The sequence below is a fragment of the Legionella londiniensis genome, from assembly GCF_001467825.1.
In the GTDB taxonomy this organism is placed as follows: Bacteria; Pseudomonadota; Gammaproteobacteria; order Legionellales; family Legionellaceae; genus Legionella_A; species Legionella_A londiniensis.
Genome location: NZ_LNYK01000030.1, coordinates 38323 through 60302, shown reverse-complemented (window position 1 = coordinate 60302; position 21980 = coordinate 38323). Strand labels below are relative to the sequence as shown.

The following is a 21980-nucleotide window of genomic DNA, read 5'->3' as shown; positions in this document are numbered from 1 at the left end:
AATGATATCAACCTAATGACTTGGCATCACAAACTGGCTTGTTTGAAACTCACTCGCAGGCCATTTGCTGGTAATGGTTTTACGGCGTGTGTAAAACTGGATACTCTCGGTGCCATGCATATTGGTATCGCCAAATGATGAACGTTTCCAACCGCCGAAAGGATGGCTGGCAACAGGGACAGGAATTGGAATATTAATGCCTACCATGCCTGCCTGCACTCTTTGCGCATATTCCCGGGCACTATAGCCATCGCGGGTAAAAATAGCTGTCCCGTTGCCATACTGGTTGCGGTTGACAAGATTTAATGCTTCTTGAAAGCTTGGGCTGCGCACCATCATCAGTACCGGGCCAAAAATTTCCTTTTGATAGATGGACATTTTTTCTGTGACACAATCAAACAGACTTGGTCCCACAAAAAATCCCTCCGGGTATTTGGGATGTTTAAATCCTCTGCCGTCAATAACGAGCTTGGCGCCTTCTTCAATGCCTCCATCAATCGCGTTGAGAACGCGCATACGATGCGCTTGGCTGATTAAAGGCCCCATATCGCAGCCTTCCACTTCACCCGGGTCAACCTGAATGGCACCGATTAAAGGCTTCATCTTTTCAAGCAGCCTTTCAGCTGTTTCCTCACCCACGGCCACTACTACAGAAATTGCCATACAGCGTTCCCCTGCGGAGCCATACGCAGCACCGACCACAGCGCTTGCTGCCTGCTCCAAATCGGCATCAGGCATAACGACACAATGATTTTTCGCGCCGCCAAAAGTATGAGAGCGTTTGCCCAATGCGGTTGCTGTTTTATAAATGTATTCAGCAACGGGCGTGGAGGCCACTGCCGTAAAAGCGGATATGTCCGGATTTTGCAATAAATAATCAACGGTATTTTTATCCCCCTGCACGCAATTGGCAACGCCCGGAGGCAGCCCTGCCTCAGACAGCAACTCCAAAAGGCGGACAGGGGCGGATGGGTCTTGTTCAGAAGGCTTCAAGATAAAAGTATTGCCGCAAGCAATCGCAGGTATCATCATCCAGACGGGAACCATCACCGGAAAGTTAAACGGCGATACGCCGGCACAAACACCAAGGGGCTGGCGAAAGGTATGACAATCTATTTGATTTGAAACGTTCAGAGAAAAAGTGCCCTGCAGCTGGGTCATTAAGCCGCAGTGAAACTCGACCACTTCAATAGCGCGGGCAACGGATCCTTTGGCATCGTCCAGAGTCTTGCCATGTTCGCGCGTGACGATTTTAGCCAATTCAAGCTGATGTTTTTCCAGTAATTCCCGAAATTTAAACAGTATTCGCGCCCGTTTAATCGGGGGCGTGTCAGACCATGAAGCCAGAGCCTCTTTTGCGCTGTTTACGGCTTGATCGCAAATAGCTTTATCCGCAAAATAGACCTCGCCGATTATTTCACCATAAGCCGGATTGTAAACGGGTTTGCTTTCTGTATCAGAATTGATAAATAATTGACCATTCAAATAATGAGGAACCGTGTAAGTCATCTGCTCAAACTCCTTTTTTATCAGGTAGGGAGAGTATTTAATCTCTAATAAAGTCTTATTGCATCCATTCTAAGCGATTCAGTTCAGTAGAAAACGTTGTGCTGGATAGGCAGCGCTCGTTTATGCGGTATGCGGCTTATTCCGCATAAGTGCTTAAAGTCACCTGATACTCGCGATCATTTTCTCCGGCTTGAAAACAACTTGTTTCGACAACTTCAAAATGCAAATGATCACCCGCTTTTTCAAGCGCGTTTTCCAATGCCTCCTGGATGCCGGAGTTTGAATAGCCGGTAAAATATCCAATTTTTTTTATTATCATCCTTAATTTTTCCTATTATAGTCAGGGCAAATCAGTTTAGCATGTTCTGGCACATTTAATCATCCAGCAAATGCTCAAGCCCATAATAAAGCCTCTCAAGCTCTTTGACGCGAAGGCAGGCTAAAATCACGCCCGGCATAAAAGAAGCCCGATCGATGCTGTTATGAGTGATGGTCAGCGTTTCTCCCGGCTGGCCAAAAATCACTTCCTGACGGGCAAGAAAACCTGGCAATCTTATGGAGTGAACCGAAACATCGCGATGAATTGCGCCTCTGGCTCCCGGCAACAGCTCTTTCAGGCGCAATTGTTTTTTTTCACGATATCTTGCATCGGCAATCAAATCGGCTGTTTTCAATGCCGTGCCCGAAGGCGCATCAAGCTTTTGTTGATGGTGGGCCTCAATAATTTCCGCTTCTGGAAAATAGCGGGCAGCAATACTTGCAAAACGCATCATCAAAACTGCCGCAATGGAAAAATTAGGCACAATGATGCCGCCTAAACCTTTTTCCTGGCATAAAGCCTGCAAATGCTCAATCTGACTGCCAGTTAAGCCGCTGGTACCAATGACTGGATGGGCATTCTGGCTAATAATGGTTAGGGCATTTTCAAAAACGGACTCGGCAGTGGTTAAGTCAAGCACAATCTCTGCTTTATGGGCAACGATTGCGCCTGCTAAATCGTCCTGCCTTCCCAATTTGGCGACAAGATGAAATTTGGGATGGTTGTTCAGTGTTTCAGAGGCCAAAGAACCCATTTTGCCAAAGGCTCCATTGACCAGAATTCGGCTTTGCATAATCGCTCCAATTTAGTATTGCCTTGTGCAAATCGAGCAGATTTTCCTGCGTCCTTTTTGCTGAACAAGGGTGGAATGTCGGGCCATGCTCAAGATTTCTTTTTGCGTTGGCTTTTGACCACGCGCCTTGCCCAAAATACCGCCGGAATCCAACCGATGATCGTTCCCTGCATAATCAAGGCGATGAGCGCTCCGCCTGGATTGTCATATATGAGTAAAACGAGCCAGGGGAAAAAAAAGCAAAGAAACAGCATGAATAATCGTTTCATAAATATGAGCACTTTAAGTCAAGCTAATCTAATTATATACTTTGCAGACTTTTTGACTAGATAATATCCTGGATGCCACGTGATGACTTGCAAAATGAGGATAAAATATTGTACATTATGCGCTCATTTTTTGTCGTTATCTTGCCAGCATATATGGATCTCCACTTAAGGGTTACTGCATGAGAAAACAGACGCTGCATCCGCGAACTGCCATCGTCAATCAAAAACAAAAACACCATGCGAAGCAAGCGCGCCTTGAGGCGCTGCGCTGGCTGGCGGCCAGATTTCCCCAGGCGTTTGATAACGCAACCCGCATCAGACCTTTAAAATTGGGCATCATGAATGACCTCCTCGCCTATGCTGATGAAGCAGCCGCTGCGGGTATCTCAAAAAGCAAGCTGCGGGAAGCTGTGGTGATTTTTACCCGCCGGGTCGATTATTTAACTGTGCTCAAGGCGCGGGAGATGCGCATTGATTTAGAAGGTAATCCGGTGGAGCCGGTGAGCGAGGAAGAAGCCGAACGCGCCGCCTTAAAAATCAAAAAGCGGGTGGAGAAAAGCGCGAAAAATGCACGGAAAATGAGTCCAAATAAACCCATTTCGCCACAACCGCGCGATCTGCCCAGGTTGCAACAGGTTGATGATGAGGATGATGCTGTTTTACTGGAAGAGCCTGTGGGCTCTTATCACATGCATACCGGTTCAACCTCCGGAAAACCTGCGCCCGTGATCGTTAAACGCAAGGCAAGCAAGCAGTATGATCCTGATGCGGTGGCAAGGTTAAAAGAAAAACTTGGATTGGCAAAGAAAAAAGAATCGATGGAATGATCACCCTGTGTTGATTGCGCAAGCGGGATGTTAAAAATCCCCGCGCGCCTTTTTTTGTGAGGTATCATGAAAGATCGTGACTTTTTCTATCGCAAGCTTATAGAACAACAGCAATATATTGCCTCTTTATATAAAGATCATGTCTGGGCAAAAGGAAGGCGGTTATTGCTTAGCAGCGAATTTATGTTCGCGCCACTGCCCGGTGCAATGCCTCCATTCTTGGGGATGTCGCATCTTCATGCAAAGCAAGTTGACAGTGTACAAAAAGTGTCAGTGCAGGAACTGGTTAAAGAGATTCGTTCTCTGGACTCTCACAAGCAACAAGATTATAAGAATATCATATTGGCCCTTAAGAAGTTGATCAATGTGATTAATAACGAACAGGCATTTCTGACTGGGCATTTGGTCACAGATGAGAAAATGTTAAAGGAGAGGGTAGCCTCTATTCAGTCTAAAGAAGAACTCGAGCGGCTTGGCCAGGATATATACCGGGATGAATTTGCCTTCCGTCTTAATGTTAATCCGCTTTTTTGTGCAGGAGAAGCGATAACTGATTTTCTGCACTCGGTTTTGCCTTATATTGAATCAGATGATAAAGATTCGCTGAAAGAGATGCGGCAAATGTATTTGCAGGCTGAATCGGCAATTGAAATGCTTACCCAGGTGCTTAAAAAGTATGACGAGTTAAAAGCTTGTATTAAACCGTTCATGAGCCAGCGTGACTGTACGGAATTAGAGGCCAAAAGAGAGGCATGTATTTCTGTATTGCAATCCATTCATGAAAAATATGGCGATATTGCAGCCATTAGCGCAGAAAAGCTCAAAAAACGCCAACTCGAGTTTGAATTTGAAGAAGTTTTAGAGAAAGTGAAGCTAGAGACCGCACATCTTGCCCGATTGGCAAAAACAAACGCGCAATACGCCACGGCAAGCCGGGAAGCAGAAGTGTTATACCAGAGCTTGAAAACAAGCGGTGAAAACTACTTTTCCAATAAAATGAGTGCAAAAGATTTTAATGGGCAATGTAACACTGCGCTCAGGACTGCTGAAAAAACCCTCAACGGTTATTATGGCTGGCGTGAGCTGTTGGCCGCGATTGGCTGTGTGGTAACTTCCATTGTCACCCTTGGCTTTGCACCTGTAATCAGCAAGCTTACAACAGGCAGCTTCCGCTTTTTTAATGTTCCAGGCGCAAAAGAAATCTTAAAGCCGATTGAAAATGAAGTGACACCCGTGCTGGATGCCGTAGCATCTTAAACAGATTCCTCAGGCGCGTACAATTTCAAGAGAATTTGTACCGCCCGGCTCGCCAATAACCCGGCCTCTGGTGAGCAGTACAAATTCACCCTCATGAATTAAACCCTTGCGTTTTGCAAATTCAAGCGTTTTTTGATTGACTTTATCCTCTGCCAAAGTTTGATAATCAAAATAAAAGGGAAAAACATTGTTCACGAGACTTAATCTCTGGACTGTTTTTTGATTATCCGAAATAGCATAAATCGGAACTGTGCTGTAAAGTCGCGACATCCAGACAGCAGTTGCGCCGGATTCGGTTAAGGCAATAATGGCCTTGATGGGAAAATGATTGGCCACATGCATGGTCGCCATGGCAATGGCCTGATCAGCGCGGTGGTAAGAACAAATTTCCTGTTCTTTATGGTAAGAAAAAGCGGCATGTTTTTCAGCGCTCAAGCAGATTTTATCCATCATGGCAACCACTTTGACTGGATAATGGCCGCTGGCGGTTTCTGCTGAAAGCATCACGGCATCTGTCCCGTCCAAAATGGCATTGGCCACATCGGATACCTCGGCACGGGTCGGTTGCGGATGGTTGATCATGGATTCCATCATTTGCGTTGCCGTGATGACTACTTTATTCAGCCGCCTTGTCTTTTCAATGATCCGCTTTTGAATGGCCGGCACTTCAGCCGCGCCGATTTCAACCCCCAGATCGCCGCGCGCCACCATCACTGCATCAGCTTCGCGAATAATATCATCGAGGTGATGAAGCGCTTCTGTACGTTCAATTTTTGCAATAACAGGGAGATTGGCAGCACCCAAATCAGCAAGCAGTTTTCTGGCATGACGGATATCTTTGGCATCCTTGACAAAGGATAAGGTGATAAAGTCAACTCCTGCCTTGACCGCATCGGCCATATCTTTGATGTCTTTCTCGGTCAGAGCACCCGCTGCAAGCCCGCCGCCTTTGCGGTTGATCCCATGATGATTGCCCAGCAAGCCGCCTTCTATGACCAGGCACTCAATTTTATTGGGATAAAGTGCCTTGACGCGCAGCTCGATTAAGCCATCATTTAAAAGCAAATGATCATCAATTTTTAGCTCATTGCAAAGGTTTTCATAAGCCACAAAAACGCCGCTTTCATCTCCCGGGGAGTCATCACTGCAGTCAAGCGTGAATGTCTGCCCTTCTTTTAGGATAACCGGGCTATTTTTAAACTTGCCAATGCGAATTTTGGGTCCTTGTAAATCCGCCATAATCGCCAAAGGATGATTTAACTCGTTTGCGAGTTGGCGGGCATTGGCAATGGTTTTACCGGCGAGTGAACTGGCATGGGAATAATTAATGCGCAAAACATTGACGCCTGCCTGCAGTAAGGCCCGTATCGATTCAGGTTCACTGCAGGAGGGCCCAAGGGTTGCAACAATCTTAGTCCGCCTTATTAGCATTGGCCTGTTCCTCTAAAATAGCCACAGCAGGCAGCTTCCGGCCTTCCAGATACTCAAGGAATGCCCCGCCTCCTGTGGAAATATATGAAATCTGATCAGTCAAATCATATTGATCGATGGCGGCCAAGGTATCTCCTCCGCCGGCAATGGAAAAAGCATCGCTGTTGGCAATGGCGATTGCCAACGCACGGGTTCCATAAGCAAACTGCGGAAATTCAAATACGCCGACAGGGCCATTCCAAAGAATGGTTTTAGCTTCTTCCAGAATATCCGTATAGCGGGAAATTGTTTCAGGGCCGATATCCATAATCATGTCGTCACTGGCAATATTGCCTAGTGATTTGTTAAAGGCAGGGCATGAATCCGTAAAGGATTTACCGACAACCGCATCAGAAGGCAGAGGAATTTGACAGTTTTTCTCTTCGGCAAGCGCGAGGATTTCGGCTGCCTCCTCCAGGCAATTTTCATCAATTAAGGATACGCCTACTTCCGCTCCTTTTGCCTTTAGAAAGGTATTGGCAATTCCGCCGCCAGGGATCAGCACATCCACCATGCCGACCAGTTGTTTTAAGAGGGTTAATTTAGTGGAAATTTTAGCGCCGCCTACGATGGCGACAATGGGTTTTTCAGGATTTTTAAAAACATGCTCCAGAGCTTCAAGTTCGCGAATCAATAAGGGGCCTGCTGCAGCAATGGGCGCATATTGGGCGACGCCGTAAGTAGAAGCCTGTGCCCGGTGCGCGGTTCCGAACGCATCCATGACAAAAATGTCGCAAAGTGCAGCGAGCTTTTTTGCAAGTTTTTCATCATTTTCTTTCTCGCCACGGTTAAAGCGGACATTTTCACAAAGCACAAGCTCACCAGGGTTGATTGCCACGCCGTCCAGATAATCACGGGAGAAATGCACAGGGCAATCGAGATGGTTTCGTAAATAATCAGCCACAGGCGAAAGTGAAAAGCGATTGTCTTCTTTTCCTTCTTCAGGGCGGCCCAAATGAGAAAGCACAATGACCGCGGCACCTTTATCGAGCGCCTCCTTCAGGGTTGGCAAGGCTGCCTGCAGCCGCTGATCGCTTGTGATGATGCCATCTTTAATGGGAACATTGAAATCTTCGCGAATCATGACGCGTTTACCCTGCAGGTCAAGATCACTCATTTTTATCAAGTTCATAACGATTCCTTGTTAAAGATTCATCATATAATATGCTGTATCCAGCATGCGGTTAGAGAATCCCCACTCATTATCGTACCAGGCAACAATTTTAACCAGATTGCCAAGAACTTTAGTCTGGGTGGTATCAAAAGTTGCTGATGCAGGATTATGATTAAAATCGCAGGAAACCAAAGGTTCCTCATTAATATGGAGGATATCGCTTTTTGCCTGCCGCATGATATTGTTGACCTCCTCAACTGAGGTTTGTTTTTTTGCCGTGAAGGTAAAATCAATTGCAGAAACATTTAATGTAGGCACACGCATGGCAAACCCATCGAGTTTTCCGGCCAAATCAGGCAGAACAAGGCCCACAGCCGAGGCGGCGCCGGTTTTGGTGGGGATGATGGAATAAGCCGCAGCGCGGGCGCGGTGCAGGTCAGAATGGCTGCCGTCCAGCAGCATTTGATCCTTGGTATAGGCATGAACGGTATTCAGCAAGCCATATTCTATGGTAAGCGCTTCATGCAACGGTTTAACGAGGGGTGCCAGGCAATTCGTGGTGCAAGACGCATTGGAAACAATCGTATCGGATGCTTTAAGCGTTTCATGGTTAACGCCATAGACAATCGTGGCGTCCGTGTTTTTCCCGGGCGCTGATATCAGGACTTTTTTGGCTCCGGCCGCAATATGCTGCATTGCTGCGTCTCGCTGGGTAAAATGGCCTGTGCATTCCAATACCAAGTCAATTTCAAGCTCTTTCCAGGGAAGGTCTATGGGATTGCGCGCATTGGTGACAGTAACAGCATGTCCGTCAATGATTAACTGATTGCCTTTTACCTGAACCTCACTTTGAAATCGGCCGTGGGTTGAGTCATAGCGGGTTAAGTGCGCCATGGTTTCAATGCTTGAGAGGTCATTAATGGCCACAATATTAACATCAGCCAGGCGTTTGTATTCAAAAATTGAACGTAAGATACAGCGGCCGATGCGGCCATATCCGTTAATTGCTACGCGTGTTGTCATAACTACTCTCCAAAAAAGCGGTCAATTATCATACTCAATGCTTCCCTGGCTCTCGTCCCATGAGAGCGCGAGGGAAATTGCACCAGGTTTTGTAAAAAATGATGTTCATATAACCTAAAATAAGGAAAAGATTGCTTCTACTGTTTTTTCAACGGTAATCCCCAGATCTTGAAAAGCGTCGGCGGCAGGGGCAGATGCGCCAAAGCGGTTCAGGCCCACCACCTTACCATCCAGACCAACAAACCGATACCAATAGTCTGCCGCCGCAGCCTCTATGGCCACGCGCTTGCGAATGGCTGCTGGCAATACTTCTTCTTGATACAGGGGATCTTCGGCAAGAAAACGCTCAGCGCAAGGCATTGAAACCACACGGGCGTTTATCCCCTTGGCTGCGACCTCTTTTGCGGCATTTAGCGCGATTTGCACCTCTGAACCGGTCGCAATCAAAATGACATCAGGCAGGGTATCGCCGTCATGGAGAATATAACCCCCGCGCTTGATGGATATCAGGTTTTTCTTGGTATAGGAAAGCGCAGGCAGGCTTTGTCTTGACAACAAAAGGCAGCTAGGGCCATTGTGACGCTCTATGGCCTGCTGCCAGGCAACGGCTGTTTCCACCAGATCAGCAGGCCGCCAAACCATGAGATCGGGAGTCATGCGCAACATGGCTGCGTGCTCTACCGGCTGGTGTGTCGGGCCGTCTTCGCCAAGACCAATGGAATCGTGGGTATAAACATAAATCACCCGTTTCCTCATCAGCGCGCTTAATCTCACCGCATTACGGGCATAATCGCTGAACACCAAAAAAGTTCCGCCATAGGGGATATAGCCGCCATGCAGGGCAATGCCGTTCATGATGGCTGACATGGCAAATTCGCGTACGCCATAATATAAGTAGTTGCCAGCGAAATGATTTCTGGAAATGGTTTTGCTGCCTGACCAGTCTGTATTATTGGAGCCAGTCAAATCAGCAGAGCCGCCAAGCAGTTCAGGCAGTTTGGCTCCATAATGTTCAAGGCATTGCTGCGATGCCTTGCGGGTCGCCTGTGGTTTATTGTTTTTCTCACAAAAGATGAGAAATTCATGAGTGAACTCCGGCCAGTCATCCGGCAAATCCCCGTTAATGCGCCGCAAAAATTCATGATAGTCGCCGGGATATTTCTGCTGATATTCATGGCAAAGCGCGAGCCATTCCTCTTCGCATTGTTGCCCTTCTTCTTCATGATTCCAGGCGGCATAAATCGCATCCGGGATTACGAACGGCGGGTAAGGCCAGGAAAATTTCTGGCGCATATGGTTAATGTCTTCCTTGCCCAGCGGCGCGCCGTGCGCTTTTTCACTGCCTGCAGCCGATGAGCCATAACCAATCACTGTCTTGCAGATGATAAGCGATGGTTTGTTTTTCTGTGCCCGCGCTGCAACAATTGCTTCCTCAACGGCAGCCATGTCATGGCCGTCCACGTTGTCAATCACGTGCCAGTGATAAGACCTGAATCTGGCGGCCGTATCATCCATAAACCAGCCTTCAACTTCTCCATCAATGGAGATGCCATTGTCATCATAAAAAACAATTAACTTGCCAAGGCCTAAGGTACCGGCCAATGAACACGCTTCGTGGGAAATGCCTTCCATCATGCAGCCATCGCCGGCAAAGGCGTAGGTATAATGATCAACGAGGGCAAGCCCATCTTTGTTAAATACTGCCCCCAGGTTTTTTTCGGCAATTGCCATGCCTACGGCATTTGCCAGGCCCTGGCCTAAAGGGCCGGTTGTTGTTTCTACGCCGGGAGTTTCGGTGTTTTCCGGATGGCCTGGCGTTTTGGAATGGAGTTGGCGGAAATTCTTGATTTCTTCAATCGATAATTTAAATCCGGTTAAATGCAGCAAGGAATATAACAGCATCGAACCGTGGCCATTAGACAAAACAAAGCGGTCGCGATTAAACCATTCGGGATTTTGCGGATTGAATTTAAGGAATTTTTTCCATAAAACAGTTGCAATATCTGCCATGCCGAGAGGCATGCCTGGATGACCGGATTGGGCTTTCTCAACGGCATCCACGCTTAAAAAACGAATGGCAAGTGCTAATTCATTCAATGTAGTCATGCTATTTTTTCGCTGGCAACGGGGAAAGTATTGTCGCTCAGAAGACTGTATTCGGCAAGCTTGTTAAGTGCCTCACTGTAAATGGCTGGTTTTTGTCATGAACCACGCTGCGTCTAATGCTTGAAGCTTCGGACTTTTTTGAGTCAAGGAGAGAAATTCATCTTCGAGCTATCCAGTCCCAATCAATTTGAAAGCCAGCATCAGTATTTAATGAAAAAAAGTTGATTAACAGGAGCATCCATATTTGCTTGACTGCATCATTAAATGATATACAAGTTTCATTATTACAAAAACATGACCATGACAAAGCAGTGGAATCGCTTGAATATTTTATATTGCAGAAATTAAAGCACTGATATTTCCAATGAGATGAAGGGAATGAATAAGCAAGAAATTGGATCGATAAAAGAAGTCCTGGATCACTCAACGATACTATCCATTTTGATAATCAGCCTGCTTGCCAGCTTGTTATCATTAACGATTCCTGTTGCAGCTCAGACATTAATTAACTTAATCGCCTTTGGCAAGCTTCTTCGGCCCGTACTGACGCTAAGCATTATCGTATTTATTTTTATGTTGGCTTTAGGTGCCTTGAGTGTATGGCAAGTTATCATAGCAGAGGTTATACAACAAAAATTAATGGTCAAAATCAGCCTGAATCTTACGAACCAGTACAATCATTTATCCTTAAGTAACTTTTCTGGCCATCACGGGCCTGAATTGGTAAATCGGTTTTTCGAAATCGTTACGATAAAAAAATCCCTGGCTAACTTACTGATTTACGGAATCAATCTTTCTCTGCAAGTTTTTTTTGGTTTAATTCTTTTGCTTATCTATCATCCCTTGTTTCTTGTATTTGATGCTATTGTTATTTTAGGGATTCTAATCGTGATTTTTGCCCCTTATCGCAAAGCAATAGAAAGCGCTAAAAAAGAATGCATCGAAAAACATAACGTAGGGGCTTGGTTAGAGGAAATTTTAATCAACCGGTTTTTGTTTCGCTTTAATCGACATGACCGTTTTGTCACCCAACAAACTGATAGAAGATTGGTTTCCTTTCTAAAAGCAAGAAATTTGCATTTTAAACAATTGGTAAAGCACCAAATCGGATTTCACCTGTTATCTGCTTTAGCAAGCAGTTTATTATTAGGTGTTGGGGGCTATCTGGTAATCAATGATCAGTTAAGCTTAGGCCAGCTCGCCGCATCTGAAATTGTGCTCGGCGCTTTAGTTTATAGTTTCAAACGTTTTGGTGCTTTATTAGAAAATTATTACGATATGATTGCCTCGGAAAGCAAAATAGAATCGGTTATCAACCTGCCCGTTGAAAAAATTGATAAAAACCTCAATGAAATCCATCAGCCAATCCAAAGTATTGAAATCCGCAATGAGATGAGTACTAACGCTCTGGCAAACGCTCAAACCCCATTATTGGTTTTTTCCAATAATCCAGATCGCTGTCAAATTTTCACAAGAGAACTCCTGGGATTTAGAGAGGAAACTGAATATAAGTTTTATATCAATGATACATTGTGTTCCCAAGTCAATCGAATTGCAATACGTCAGGTCAGCATGTTGATAGCTCAACCTGAATGGTTTGCCGGCACTATTTATGACAATTTGCTGTTAGGGCATAAAAACATTCCCAATAAAAGGATTATGGAAGAGCTAAGGTATTTTAATCTTCTTGAGAAAACAATGGCTCAACCGCATGGCTTAAAAACAATTGTTTATGAATGGAAAACCGTTTTCTCACACTATGAATTAATCCAGCTGATGTGCATTCGCGCAATTCTTTTTGAGCCGCAATTGCTTGTGATTGATCGCGCTTTGGATGTTTTTAATGATGAGCAACTGGATAAGATAATGTCTCGCCTGCGGGAATTAAAAAAAACAATTTTAATCATCATAAGTCAAAAGAAAACTTTTAAACACATAACTAACCATTTGGTGATTCCCTCATGAAGTTATATGCAGCAAACATGATTGGTAAATTGCCAAAACCTAAAAACATTATAAAAATTCTTTTTATTTTGCTCGTCTTGTTTATCGGATTTTTAGGTTTTATCCCCTGGCAGCAGTTTGCTTTGGGAAATGGCCGGGTCATTGCATTTTCCCCTACTGAAAGACAGCATACGGTGAATTCCCCTATCACTGGCCGTATTAAAAAATGGTACGTTGACGAGGGCATGAATGTGAAACCAGGCGATCCAATCGTCGAGATAACCGATATTGATCCCGAGCTTTTACGCCGCTTACAGATGGAACAAAAAGCCATACTGCTTCGTATTGAAGTCGCGAGGAAAGCTGTGGCTGCAGGGAAAGCCAATCTGGAAAGGCAAAAAAAATTGTTTGAGGAAGGAATTAACTCAAAACGTCAATATGAACTTGCCCAAATTGAATACGCTAAATATCAGAATCAATTAGCACAGGCCAGGATTGATAAAGTGAAGATTGATATTAGGATAGCCCGGCAGAAATCTCAACTCGTTGAAGCGCACGCTGCTGGTACGATATTTAAGCGGCTCACTGGGGAGCACAGTGTTTTGGTGAATAGGGGAGATGTTTTAGCTGAAATCATCCCTGATACACAATCCCGCGCCGTAGCTCTTTGGGTTGATGGCAACGACATTCCTTTTGTCAGGCTAAACCAAAAAGCACGTTTGCAATTTGAGGGCTGGCCTGCTATCCAATTTCGCGGCTGGCCTGAAATCGCTGTTGGAACATTCGGGGGGAGAGTTTCTTTTATTGATCCTGTTGACAATGGACAGGGGTATTTTCGTGTGGTTATTTTACCCGATGAACCATGGCCTAAACCAAGATTTTTAAGACAGGGAGTAAGAGTGCATGGCTGGATCCAATTAGGAGAAGTTCCTTTATGGTATGAGCTTTGGCGCCAATTTAATGGCTTCCCGCCAGAGAGCGCTTTTAACAAGAAGACTGTATGATGCGTATTGTATTGCATTTTCTAAACCGCTTATTTTTAATAGGATGCTCTTTATTTTTTGCCGGAAATTGTTTTTCTCATCAATCTAATTGCTTAAATCTTGAAGATGTTTTAACCAGCGTCAATAGCTATTATCCACAGATAAAAATTGCCTTTTTAAAAATCAATAAGGCGCAAGGGGATTATATTACTGCTTTGGGGCAGTTTGATCCTTCACTCAGTGCGCTCGCCCGTTCCCAACCTATTGGCGGATATATCAATAATTATGGAGATACGGAACTAAATATCCCAACACTATACAATGGCTTAAAATTTTTCGCGGGATACAGAAATGGACAAGGAGACTGGCCTATTTATTATCAAAACTATTTAACAAACTCCGGTGGGGAATACAGGGCGGGCTTATCGATTCCTCTTTTGCGTGATCGCTTGATCGATAAGGAGAGGACAAGCTTATTAACCAAAGCGGAAACCATTTGTATAAAAAAAATCGATGCAGAAGTCACCAAAATTAATATTTACCAAGAAACAGTTAAAGCTTATTGGCGATGGGTCGAAGCCGGGTTGCAACTAAAAATGTATAATCAGCTTTTACAATTAGCCAGGCTGCGCCAGGAGGCAATTGAAAAAAGAGCGCATGAGGGTGATTTGCCAAAACTTGCAATTGCTGAAAATATGCAACAAATTGTACAGCGCGAACAGTTATGCAATCAGGCACAAATGGTCTTTAAACAGGCCGCCATCCAATTATCCCTATACTACCGGAATAAAGACGGAACTCCTCAAATACCTCTTGAAGGCAATCTGCCAATTTTTTTACCGCAGCGATCACTAATTCAGCCAAGGATTTTCGCGCAATTAAAAAAACATCCAGCAATGAAGCGGCTGGAAGTTTATGCGAAAATAGTAAAACTCAAGTTGGGCATGGCGCAAAATGAACTGCTTCCGAATTTAGATGCTACTGTATCTACTTATAAACAATATGGCAGCGGCGGGGAGCCCTTGCTTATTCCTCAGGCAGCAATGGTTGGTCTTACATTTAAACTCCCCTTGTACCGCAATGAGGCTAAAGGAAAAGTGATTAGCGCTCAAAGCGAACTTCAACAAATTGATACGGAGTTGAAGTTTTTATATGAACAACTAAAGAATGAACTTTCAAAATTATTTGTTGGCATAAAACTTTACCAGCAACAGGTTTATCTTCTTGAAAAAGAATTGGAATTAGCCCGAAAGCTGCAAATTGCGGAAACCAAAAAATTCAATGCGGGAGACAGCACCCTTTTTTTAGTTAACCAGAGGGAACAAGCTGCCGCGCAAGTTGAACTAAATTGGAACAATGCAAAAATAAGATTGCTTGAACTGGGTGATTTAGCGCGTTTCTTTTCACAAACGCTAATCGATGACAGTTAAATGATCGATTTTGCTGATTTATTGTGCGAAGTAAAAAAATATGAAAAAAATTTTACTTTTTGTCTATTTTCTAGGATGATTATCTTTTTTTAGAAAAAACAGTACTGTTGCAAGTATGTCAGCCATCAGGAACAGATTGACTTTGTTCTCGGGTAATTTACCGAAAGTGGTCAATGAGGAGAATAAATGGATTTTTACTGATGCCCTTGATGATCGGCTTTTGCGCCAATTTCTGGCTCAGTATCAATCGCTTGATTTGGAATATCGCGCGCATTGCGCGAAGCTTGCTCGCGACTTGTTGTCCGGGGAGCAGGAAAAAATTAAAGAGGGGCTGGAAGATGCTTTAATTCTTGCCGATCTTCTAGAAAGGATCTATCGTGACTATCTTAATGTTCCACGTGAAGCAAACCGGTTTTTAAAGGACAAGCAGTTTTACAGGCAGATTTTATCCGCACAGATCAAGTTTCAGGATGATGCTCCAAAAAAGAAAGACTGGGGGGTAAGCTCCAGCATTCGCAACATCACAAGCGATTTTAACCCGCTTCGGTTGTTATCCATCCGCATCAGGCGCGTGTTATTGCTGATTACGCCCCTTGTCCATGAAACATCCGCCTATCGCCAATGGTTTAAGGAAATGGATCGCTTCGCAGGCCCTGTTTTGTCTTATTTTGCCTGGATGTTTTTTGTTCCAAGGCTCGCCAATAACCTTATCATGACCGCAAAACATCTGATTCCCGGTCCCTGGATGGGACGCGAGGAATATGACCTCGGGCTTGCTTACCGTTTTTGGCTGCAGTTGCAGCGGCGCTGGTTTGAACTGGGCAATGATACGGCGTGGCTGAGTGCTAACATGATTAACTGTTTTGTGATGGTTGGGGCTTTAGCCCCTTATGCGCTATATGTTTCACTTGCATTGCAGGCATTTGACGTCATATTCGCCTGCCTTCGCGCGGCGGTAGACATCAATCGCATGCATAAACTGCAAAAGCAGTATGAGGCTTTATACAACCAGGAACACTTATTAGAAAACGAAAAAAAAGACATCCGCGCCCATCAAAAATTTCTTAAGGAAAGAATGGCTTTTGAATACAAGCGGCATTGTTTAAGAATCAGCAATACCGTCATTATATTTCTTGCCCTTTCACTGGCTCTGCCCTTTATTGCAGTTCATCCCGTGATTCCCCTGATTGGCGCCATTATAACGGTAGTGACCGCGCTTGCCCTCCTTGCTGCCGAGCAGGCCCTTGAACAGAAAAAGCCTGTGGACAGCGTAACGCATATCCAGGTTGAATCCTCTTTGCAATTCGGTCTTTTTCGCCCACAACCGCCTGTCAATCAGGAAAATGAGCATAGGGCAGATCATCATTCATCTTTTGAAAATGTTTAAGGTAATGTGTAAGCTAGTACCCTTTCCATTGCCTTAACTGATTCAACCGGGAGTACCCATGTCTCAACAGAGGCTTACGCACTTTAGCCATATAGATGTCGACAATTTTCCTGATCACCTTGATAAATTATTAAGCCGTAATTTGCAGGCCATCGATCAATTGCTGGATAAGCATGATGCCTACACCTGGGATAATTTGATGCAGCCGCTTGAGGATATGGAGGATGAGCTTGAGCGCTTTTGGTCCCCGCTGTCCCATCTCCATGCAGTCGTCAATTCCGCCAAGCTTCGCGAATGTTACCAAGCATGCCTGCCAAAATTATCAGGATATGAAGCGGCTATTGGGCATAATCAGGCGCTTTTTGCTGCCCTTTCCAGCATCCCGCGAGATGCGCTCGATGCTGCACAAAATAAAATTTTGGATGACACGCTGCGTGATTTTAAGCTATCCGGCGTTGCCCTGCCTGCTGAAAAAAAGCGTCGCTTTGAAGAAATTCAAACAAAGCTGTCTGCCCTTTCCAATCAATATGAAAATAACGTGCTGGATGCCACTCAGGCTTATACTTTGCATGTTACTGATGAACAAAGACTGGCTGGCCTGCCTGAGCATGCGCTTCATCATGCCAAATTGCAGGCTAAAGAAAAGAATTTGCCAGGCTGGGTCTTAACCCTGGAAATCCCCTGTTACCTTGCGGTTATCACCTACGCCGAAGACAGGAGCCTTAGGGAAGAAATGTACCATGCCTATGTGACCCGTGCTTCGGAAGTGGGGCCGCAGGGCGGAAAGTTTGATAACACAGCGGTTATGGATGAAATTCTCGCGTTAAGGCATGAAAAGGCCAATCTTTTAGGATTTGCCAACTATGCTCAATTATCGCTCGCCACAAAAATGGCAGAATCGGGCGCAGAGGTCATGGAATTTTTATCGGATTTATGTCGGCGCGCACGCCCACAGGCTGAAGAAGATTTTGCGGCTCTTCAGGCTTTTGCCAAAGAGCATTATGAAATCGAGGAACTAAAACCCTGGGACATTGCTTATTTATCAGAAAAAAAGAAAGAAGCGCTTCATGCAGTAACACAGGAGGAATTGCGGCCATATTTCCCTCTGCCCAAAGTTATGGAAGGATTGTTTGCCATTATTCAAAAGCTCTTTGGCATGACCATGAAGGAAGTCAACGGCGTGGATGTTTGGCATCAAGATGTCCGCTGCTATCAAGTTATGGATGATCAAGAAGAAATCCGCGGTTATTTGTACATGGATCTCTTTGCGCGGCAGCACAAACGAGGAGGGGCCTGGATGGATTCCTGCCAAAGCAGGCGCAAGCTTGGCGATGGCAGCGTGCAGTTGCCGGTTGCCATGCTGACGTGCAATTTTGCCAAGCCAAGTGGCGGCAATCCTGCCACTTTATCCCATGATGAGCTTTTAACCTTGTTCCATGAATTGGGCCATTGTTTGCATCATATCTTGACCAAGGTTGATTATTTAGGCGCTTCCGGAATTCATGGCGTAGAATGGGATGCAGTCGAATTGCCTAGCCAGTTTTTTGAAAACTGGTGCTGGCAGAAAGAATCCCTGCAAGGTTTAAGCGCTCATATAGAGACAGGGGAACCTTTGCCTGACGAAAAATTCAAGCAATTGCTTGCTGCCAAAAATTTTCAGTCTGCCATGGCAATGTTACGTCAGCTTGAGTTTTCCTTATTTGATTTTCGCATTCATCAGGAATATGACCCCCATAAGCCTGCTTTTATTGAATCCATTCTAGAGGATGTACGCAGCAAGGTCAGTGTGGTGCCTGTCGCTCCATACAACCGTTTTCAGCACAGCTTTACTCATATTTTTGGCGGTGGTTATGCGGCAGGGTATTACAGCTATAAATGGGCAGAAGTTTTATCGAGCGATGCGTTTGCCCGCTTTGAGGAAGAAGGGGTGTTTAATCCTAAAACCGGGCGCGATTTCCTGCGCTGCATCCTGGAAGTTGGGGGCTCAAAGAAAGCAGAAGAGGCATTTATTGATTTTCGGGGGAGAAAAGCAAGCGTTGACGCTTTGTTAAAACATAATGGGATTCAATAAACCGATAGCTATTTTGGCGGTATTGGGTTGGCCAATGCCGCTGCGCTATTTACCAGCGATTAGGGCCTTTGCTGTAACGGTCACGTTTTTGCATACGTCGCTCAATCTCTTTTTCTTCCAGGTTTTGAAGCTTACTCCAATTTATTTACAAAACTATATGAACCTTTAATTTCTTTTTTGGCTAAGAAAAAACTATGAATCATAAAAATCAAGCAGATGACTTGTATCATGTACCAGTAACAACCATCAATGGAGAGAAGACTAACCTTGAGCCTTTTAAGGGAAAAGTCTTGTTAATTGTTAATGTGGCAAGCCGCTGCAGTTTCACTAAACAGTATGCAATGCTTGAAGCCTTATATCAGGAATATAAGGAGAGGGGGTTTGTTGTACTTGGTTTTCCTTGTAATCAGTTTTTGCATCAGGAGCCGGGCAGCCATGAAGAAATCAAAACATTTGCCGAAAGCTGTTTTAGGGTGAGCTTTCCTTTATTTGGCAAGGTTGATGTCAGGGGCAGCCGGCAAAGCCCTCTGTATGCTTATCTCGCAAGCCATATTGAGAAAAAGCCATTTATTCTTGTGCCCTGGAATTTCACCAAATTTTTGATATCGCAGGAAGGCCGGGTACTTGGGCGCTATGGGCCGCTGGCTTCCATGACCACTATCCGCCAGGCCATTGAGAAGCTGCTGCAGGATAAACAATAGGGACTATCCATACTCAATTGAACCTTTTATAATGCCTGAATTTTATATTTTTGCAGGCATTGTATGAGTTTATATGACAACCAAGGTGCTTTCTCAGCTGCCACTGCCATGCAGGATGGCCGTTTGCGCCAAGCGCAGCTTAAGATGCTTGCAATGCTTGAAGCAGTGGATAAAATTTGTGCAAAACATGGCCTTGATTATTGGCTGGAAGGCGGCACGCTTTTAGGTGCTGTGCGCCATCAGGGTTTTATCCCATGGGATGATGATTTGGATATCTCCATGCCACGTGAGAGTTATGAGGCTTTTTTGCATCTTGCGCCCGAAGAATTGCCCGATCATCTGGGGTTGCAAACAGCACAACTTGACCCCGGCTATTTTAATTTGTCAGCGCCATTAAAAATCCGGGATCGCAACAGTCTTTTCATCGAACTGCATGAAACAGGGAATGAGCCGTACCAGCAAGGGATTTTTATTGATGTCTTTGTCTATGACAAAATGGCTACCGAAAAAAAAATACGAAAGCGCAATAAGTTTTTAGCCAAAAAAATACTTCGTTTATTGCAAAGCAAATACAGTACAGTACCTTCGGGTCATTACGCCGGTTTGTACCGCGCGCTTTCTCGCCTATTTTCCAAGTCAATGCTTGAAAAAAAATTAAATGCCATCATTGCAAAAGCACGAACTTTTGAAAGCCCCTATCTTGGGTATGGCTATGATTGCGTTAACTCCAATCTGGTGTGTTATGAGGATATCTATCCTTTAAAGCGGGCGCACTTTGAGGGCGGCCAATTTAATATTCCCAATCGGTTTGAAGTTATTTTGCAGCAGCTTTATGGTGATTATATGCGCCTGCCGCCTGAAGAGGCGCGAATTATGAAGCATTGCCGGACATTAATTCCGGAGCTTGGAGTTGCGCCATGAATATAAAACTTGTGATTTTTGATTTGGATGGTGTATTGGTTGACACCCGCGAGCATCACTTTGTGGCCCTAAACCGGGCTCTGGCTTCGGTTGATGAGCGCTTTGTCATATCCAGGAGAGATCATCTGCAATTATTTGATGGCTTGAGCACCAAACGCAAGCTTGATTTGTTAAGCGAGACCCGTGGACTCGATACAAATCTGCATCCGCGCATCTGGGAGAAAAAACAGCAGCTCACTTTTCAAGTGATTGATGAAATGCTTGCCCCTGATCCTGAAATCAGTAGACTTTTTAAACAGTTAAAGCAGGATAATTTTAAGATATATGTCTGCTCCAATTCCATCAGGGAGACGGTGAAACAAATTTTGCTGAAAATGGAATTGATGCATTATGTGGATTATTTTATTTCCAACCAGGATGTCCATTCGCCAAAGCCTCATCCTGAAATGTACTGGCGCGCGATGATTAAGGAGAAAGTCTTGCCCAAAGAAACTTTAATAGTTGAGGATTCTTATGTCGGGCGCACTGCTGCCATTTCGTCAGGTGCTAATTTATGTGCGGTCAAAAGTCCTGCTGATGTCACTGTTGCCAGGATTTATCAACATATGCAAAAACAGGTGGTTTCAGCAAAATGGACTGATGAAACCATGAATGTGCTAATTCCCATGGCAGGTGCCGGAAGCCGCTTTGTCAATGCCGGCTTTACTTTTCCGAAGCCATTAATCAGCATAGGCGAAAAACCGATGATCCAACTGGCGGTGGAAAATTTAAATGTATCTGCCAATTTTATTTTTATTGTCCGTCGGGACCATTACGAGGCTTATCATCTTGAATCTATGCTGAAAATCATAGCGCCTGGCTGCAAGATCATCATCACCGATGGTGTCACTGAAGGCGCTTGCTGCAGCACGCTTTTGGCCGAGCGGTACATTGACAATGATGCGCCATTATTGATTGCCAATTCGGATCAATATATCGAATGGGAGAGCGGCGCTTTCTTCCATGCCATGAATGCGCCGCATATAGATGGCGGCATTCTGACTTTTGAAAGCACGCACCCCAAATGGAGCTATATCCGCCTCGATGAGCATGGCAATGTAGCCTTATTGCGCGAGAAAGAAGTGATTTCCAATCAGGCAACAGTAGGCATTTATTACTGGACGCGCGGTCAGGATTATGTGCGTTACGCCAAGCAGATGATCGCTAAAAATATTCGCGTCAACAATGAATTTTATGTGGCGCCTGTTTATAACGAAGCCATAGCCGATGGGTTGAAATTTAAGGCCTATGCGGTGGATAAAATGTGGGGGCTTGGAACCCCTGAAGATTTACAGCATTTTTTAAATCATCATAACATCGAAACTCAGGTACCCAAAAAGCTTAAGCAGGCTATGGAACATGAACCGGTCAGCGGATAATGAATACGCCTTTGGCAATTCTGTGTTATAATTAAATTGTATCTGGGGGCGACCTGGCTTCGACGTGGGTTGCGAAACCTAAGGTGCATGCCGAGAATGAGATCTCTCGAAAAACAGACTCACTTAAATATAAATGCAAACGATGAAAACTTTGCAGGTGAAGCTATCGCTGCGTAAGCTTTGATGGTGTAACCGCCGTGCGCTGCCATAAAACCAGCGCCCCGTTGACCGAGCCTGCTTATTGGTATCGACTCAACGGTCATAAGAAATAAGCTAGCAATCTGGTTTGTCCCGCACCAGGTTGCGAAACTCAGGGAACCGCCGCGTACCATCCTGCCGGTCGGAGGGTGCACGGTTAAATTCATAGACCACGCTAAGCATGTAGAGCCAAAGGCAGAGGATTTGCGGACGCGGGTTCGATTCCCGCCGCCTCCACCA

The 21980-nt window shown here is 45.0% G+C and carries 18 protein-coding genes and 1 other RNA gene; 11 read left to right on the top strand and 8 right to left on the bottom strand.

Annotation, left to right across the window (positions count from 1 at the left end; translation table 11 throughout):
* Positions 1-12 precede the first annotated feature (12 nt).
* The 4 genes from Llon_RS09190 to Llon_RS09175 all read right to left on the bottom strand — a co-directional run bounded on the left by Llon_RS09190 (position 13) and on the right by Llon_RS09175 (position 2890).
* Positions 13-1509: a CoA-acylating methylmalonate-semialdehyde dehydrogenase gene (locus tag Llon_RS09190; protein WP_058529769.1), complete on the bottom strand. Its 1497-nt coding sequence runs from the start codon at positions 1507-1509 to the stop codon at positions 13-15.
* A 136-nt stretch (positions 1510-1645) separates the two neighbouring features.
* Positions 1646-1828 carry a dodecin domain-containing protein gene (locus Llon_RS09185; RefSeq protein WP_058529768.1) on the bottom strand — a complete coding sequence of 61 codons (183 nt, stop codon included), beginning with the start codon at positions 1826-1828 and terminating at the stop codon, positions 1646-1648.
* 55 nt (positions 1829-1883) lie between these two features.
* Entirely contained in the window at positions 1884-2621 is a 738-nt protein-coding gene (dapB, locus tag Llon_RS09180; protein ID WP_058529767.1) for a 4-hydroxy-tetrahydrodipicolinate reductase, read from the bottom strand.
* Positions 2622-2710: 89 nt separating this feature from the next.
* Positions 2711-2890, bottom strand: a complete 180-nt coding sequence (locus tag Llon_RS09175) for a hypothetical protein (RefSeq protein WP_058529766.1) — start codon at positions 2888-2890, stop codon at positions 2711-2713.
* Positions 2891-3069: 179 nt separating this feature from the next.
* On the opposite strand from Llon_RS09175, the gene Llon_RS09170 reads away from it, so the two are divergent.
* On the top strand, positions 3070-3717 hold the full coding sequence (locus Llon_RS09170; protein ID WP_058529765.1) for a ProQ/FinO family protein: 648 nt from the start codon (positions 3070-3072) through the stop codon (positions 3715-3717).
* Positions 3718-3783: 66 nt separating this feature from the next.
* The gene (locus tag Llon_RS09165; RefSeq protein ID WP_058529764.1) at positions 3784-4974 is read left to right on the top strand and encodes a hypothetical protein; all 1191 of its coding nucleotides are present in this window, start codon (positions 3784-3786) and stop codon (positions 4972-4974) included.
* Between the two features lie 9 nt (positions 4975-4983).
* Here Llon_RS09165 and pyk read toward each other — a convergent pair whose 3' ends face one another.
* The 4 genes from pyk to tkt all read right to left on the bottom strand — a co-directional run bounded on the left by pyk (position 4984) and on the right by tkt (position 10687).
* Complete coding sequence (gene pyk / locus Llon_RS09160) at positions 4984-6405, bottom strand: pyruvate kinase (protein ID WP_058529763.1); 1422 nt, start codon at positions 6403-6405, stop codon at positions 4984-4986.
* The gene (locus tag Llon_RS09155; protein ID WP_058529762.1) at positions 6386-7576 is read right to left on the bottom strand and encodes a phosphoglycerate kinase; all 1191 of its coding nucleotides are present in this window, start codon (positions 7574-7576) and stop codon (positions 6386-6388) included. Before Llon_RS09155 ends, pyk begins: the two co-directional genes overlap by 20 nt.
* Before the next feature lie 12 nt (positions 7577-7588).
* Entirely contained in the window at positions 7589-8581 is a 993-nt protein-coding gene (gap, locus tag Llon_RS09150; RefSeq protein ID WP_058529761.1) for a type I glyceraldehyde-3-phosphate dehydrogenase, read from the bottom strand.
* A gap of 114 nt (positions 8582-8695) precedes the next feature.
* Positions 8696-10687 carry a transketolase gene (gene tkt, locus Llon_RS09145; RefSeq protein ID WP_058529760.1) on the bottom strand — a complete coding sequence of 664 codons (1992 nt, stop codon included), beginning with the start codon at positions 10685-10687 and terminating at the stop codon, positions 8696-8698.
* A 378-nt stretch (positions 10688-11065) separates the two neighbouring features.
* Between tkt and Llon_RS09140 the strand changes: the two genes are divergently transcribed.
* The 9 genes from Llon_RS09140 to ssrA all read left to right on the top strand — a co-directional run bounded on the left by Llon_RS09140 (position 11066) and on the right by ssrA (position 21980).
* The gene (locus Llon_RS09140; protein ID WP_115336904.1) at positions 11066-12652 is read left to right on the top strand and encodes an ABC transporter transmembrane domain-containing protein; all 1587 of its coding nucleotides are present in this window, start codon (positions 11066-11068) and stop codon (positions 12650-12652) included.
* Entirely contained in the window at positions 12649-13635 is a 987-nt protein-coding gene (locus tag Llon_RS09135; RefSeq protein ID WP_058529759.1) for an HlyD family secretion protein, read from the top strand. The genes Llon_RS09140 and Llon_RS09135 overlap by 4 nt, the downstream gene beginning before the upstream one ends.
* Complete coding sequence (locus Llon_RS09130; protein WP_083503312.1) at positions 13632-15044, top strand: TolC family protein; 1413 nt, start codon at positions 13632-13634, stop codon at positions 15042-15044. Before Llon_RS09135 ends, Llon_RS09130 begins: the two co-directional genes overlap by 4 nt.
* A 136-nt stretch (positions 15045-15180) precedes the next feature.
* Positions 15181-16431, top strand: coding sequence for a hypothetical protein (locus tag Llon_RS09125; protein ID WP_237758304.1), 1251 nt, complete (start codon positions 15181-15183; stop codon positions 16429-16431).
* 58 nt (positions 16432-16489) lie between these two features.
* Positions 16490-18502, top strand: coding sequence for a M3 family metallopeptidase (locus Llon_RS09120; protein WP_058529757.1), 2013 nt, complete (start codon positions 16490-16492; stop codon positions 18500-18502).
* A gap of 194 nt (positions 18503-18696) precedes the next feature.
* Positions 18697-19203 carry a glutathione peroxidase gene (locus Llon_RS09110; RefSeq protein ID WP_058529755.1) on the top strand — a complete coding sequence of 169 codons (507 nt, stop codon included), beginning with the start codon at positions 18697-18699 and terminating at the stop codon, positions 19201-19203.
* A 63-nt stretch (positions 19204-19266) separates the two neighbouring features.
* On the top strand, positions 19267-20124 hold the full coding sequence (locus Llon_RS09105) for a LicD family protein (protein WP_058529754.1): 858 nt from the start codon (positions 19267-19269) through the stop codon (positions 20122-20124).
* On the top strand, positions 20121-21542 hold the full coding sequence (locus Llon_RS11335) for an HAD-IA family hydrolase (protein ID WP_083503311.1): 1422 nt from the start codon (positions 20121-20123) through the stop codon (positions 21540-21542). The genes Llon_RS09105 and Llon_RS11335 overlap by 4 nt, the downstream gene beginning before the upstream one ends.
* Positions 21543-21586: 44 nt before the next feature.
* Positions 21587-21980, top strand: a transfer-messenger RNA (tmRNA) gene (gene ssrA, locus Llon_RS11195).

Bases quoted from the DNA above. Each gene is read 5' to 3' on its own strand.
- Llon_RS09190 (WP_058529769.1), bottom strand. From the start codon at position 1,509: ATGACTTACACGGTTCCTCATTATTTGAATGGTCAATTATTTATCAAT.
- Llon_RS09185 (WP_058529768.1), bottom strand. From the start codon at position 1,828: ATGATAATAAAAAAAATTGGATATTTTACCGGCTATTCAAACTCCGGC.
- dapB (WP_058529767.1), bottom strand. From the start codon at position 2,621: ATGCAAAGCCGAATTCTGGTCAATGGAGCCTTTGGCAAAATGGGTTCT.
- Llon_RS09175 (WP_058529766.1), bottom strand. From the start codon at position 2,890: ATGAAACGATTATTCATGCTGTTTCTTTGCTTTTTTTTCCCCTGGCTC.
- Llon_RS09170 (WP_058529765.1), top strand. From the start codon at position 3,070: ATGAGAAAACAGACGCTGCATCCGCGAACTGCCATCGTCAATCAAAAA.
- Llon_RS09165 (WP_058529764.1), top strand. From the start codon at position 3,784: ATGAAAGATCGTGACTTTTTCTATCGCAAGCTTATAGAACAACAGCAA.
- pyk (WP_058529763.1), bottom strand. From the start codon at position 6,405: ATGCTAATAAGGCGGACTAAGATTGTTGCAACCCTTGGGCCCTCCTGC.
- Llon_RS09155 (WP_058529762.1), bottom strand. From the start codon at position 7,576: ATGAACTTGATAAAAATGAGTGATCTTGACCTGCAGGGTAAACGCGTC.
- gap (WP_058529761.1), bottom strand. From the start codon at position 8,581: ATGACAACACGCGTAGCAATTAACGGATATGGCCGCATCGGCCGCTGT.
- tkt (WP_058529760.1), bottom strand. From the start codon at position 10,687: ATGACTACATTGAATGAATTAGCACTTGCCATTCGTTTTTTAAGCGTG.
- Llon_RS09140 (WP_115336904.1), top strand. From the start codon at position 11,066: ATGAATAAGCAAGAAATTGGATCGATAAAAGAAGTCCTGGATCACTCA.
- Llon_RS09135 (WP_058529759.1), top strand. From the start codon at position 12,649: ATGAAGTTATATGCAGCAAACATGATTGGTAAATTGCCAAAACCTAAA.
- Llon_RS09130 (WP_083503312.1), top strand. From the start codon at position 13,632: ATGATGCGTATTGTATTGCATTTTCTAAACCGCTTATTTTTAATAGGA.
- Llon_RS09120 (WP_058529757.1), top strand. From the start codon at position 16,490: ATGTCTCAACAGAGGCTTACGCACTTTAGCCATATAGATGTCGACAAT.
- Llon_RS09110 (WP_058529755.1), top strand. From the start codon at position 18,697: ATGAATCATAAAAATCAAGCAGATGACTTGTATCATGTACCAGTAACA.
- Llon_RS09105 (WP_058529754.1), top strand. From the start codon at position 19,267: ATGAGTTTATATGACAACCAAGGTGCTTTCTCAGCTGCCACTGCCATG.
- Llon_RS11335 (WP_083503311.1), top strand. From the start codon at position 20,121: ATGAATATAAAACTTGTGATTTTTGATTTGGATGGTGTATTGGTTGAC.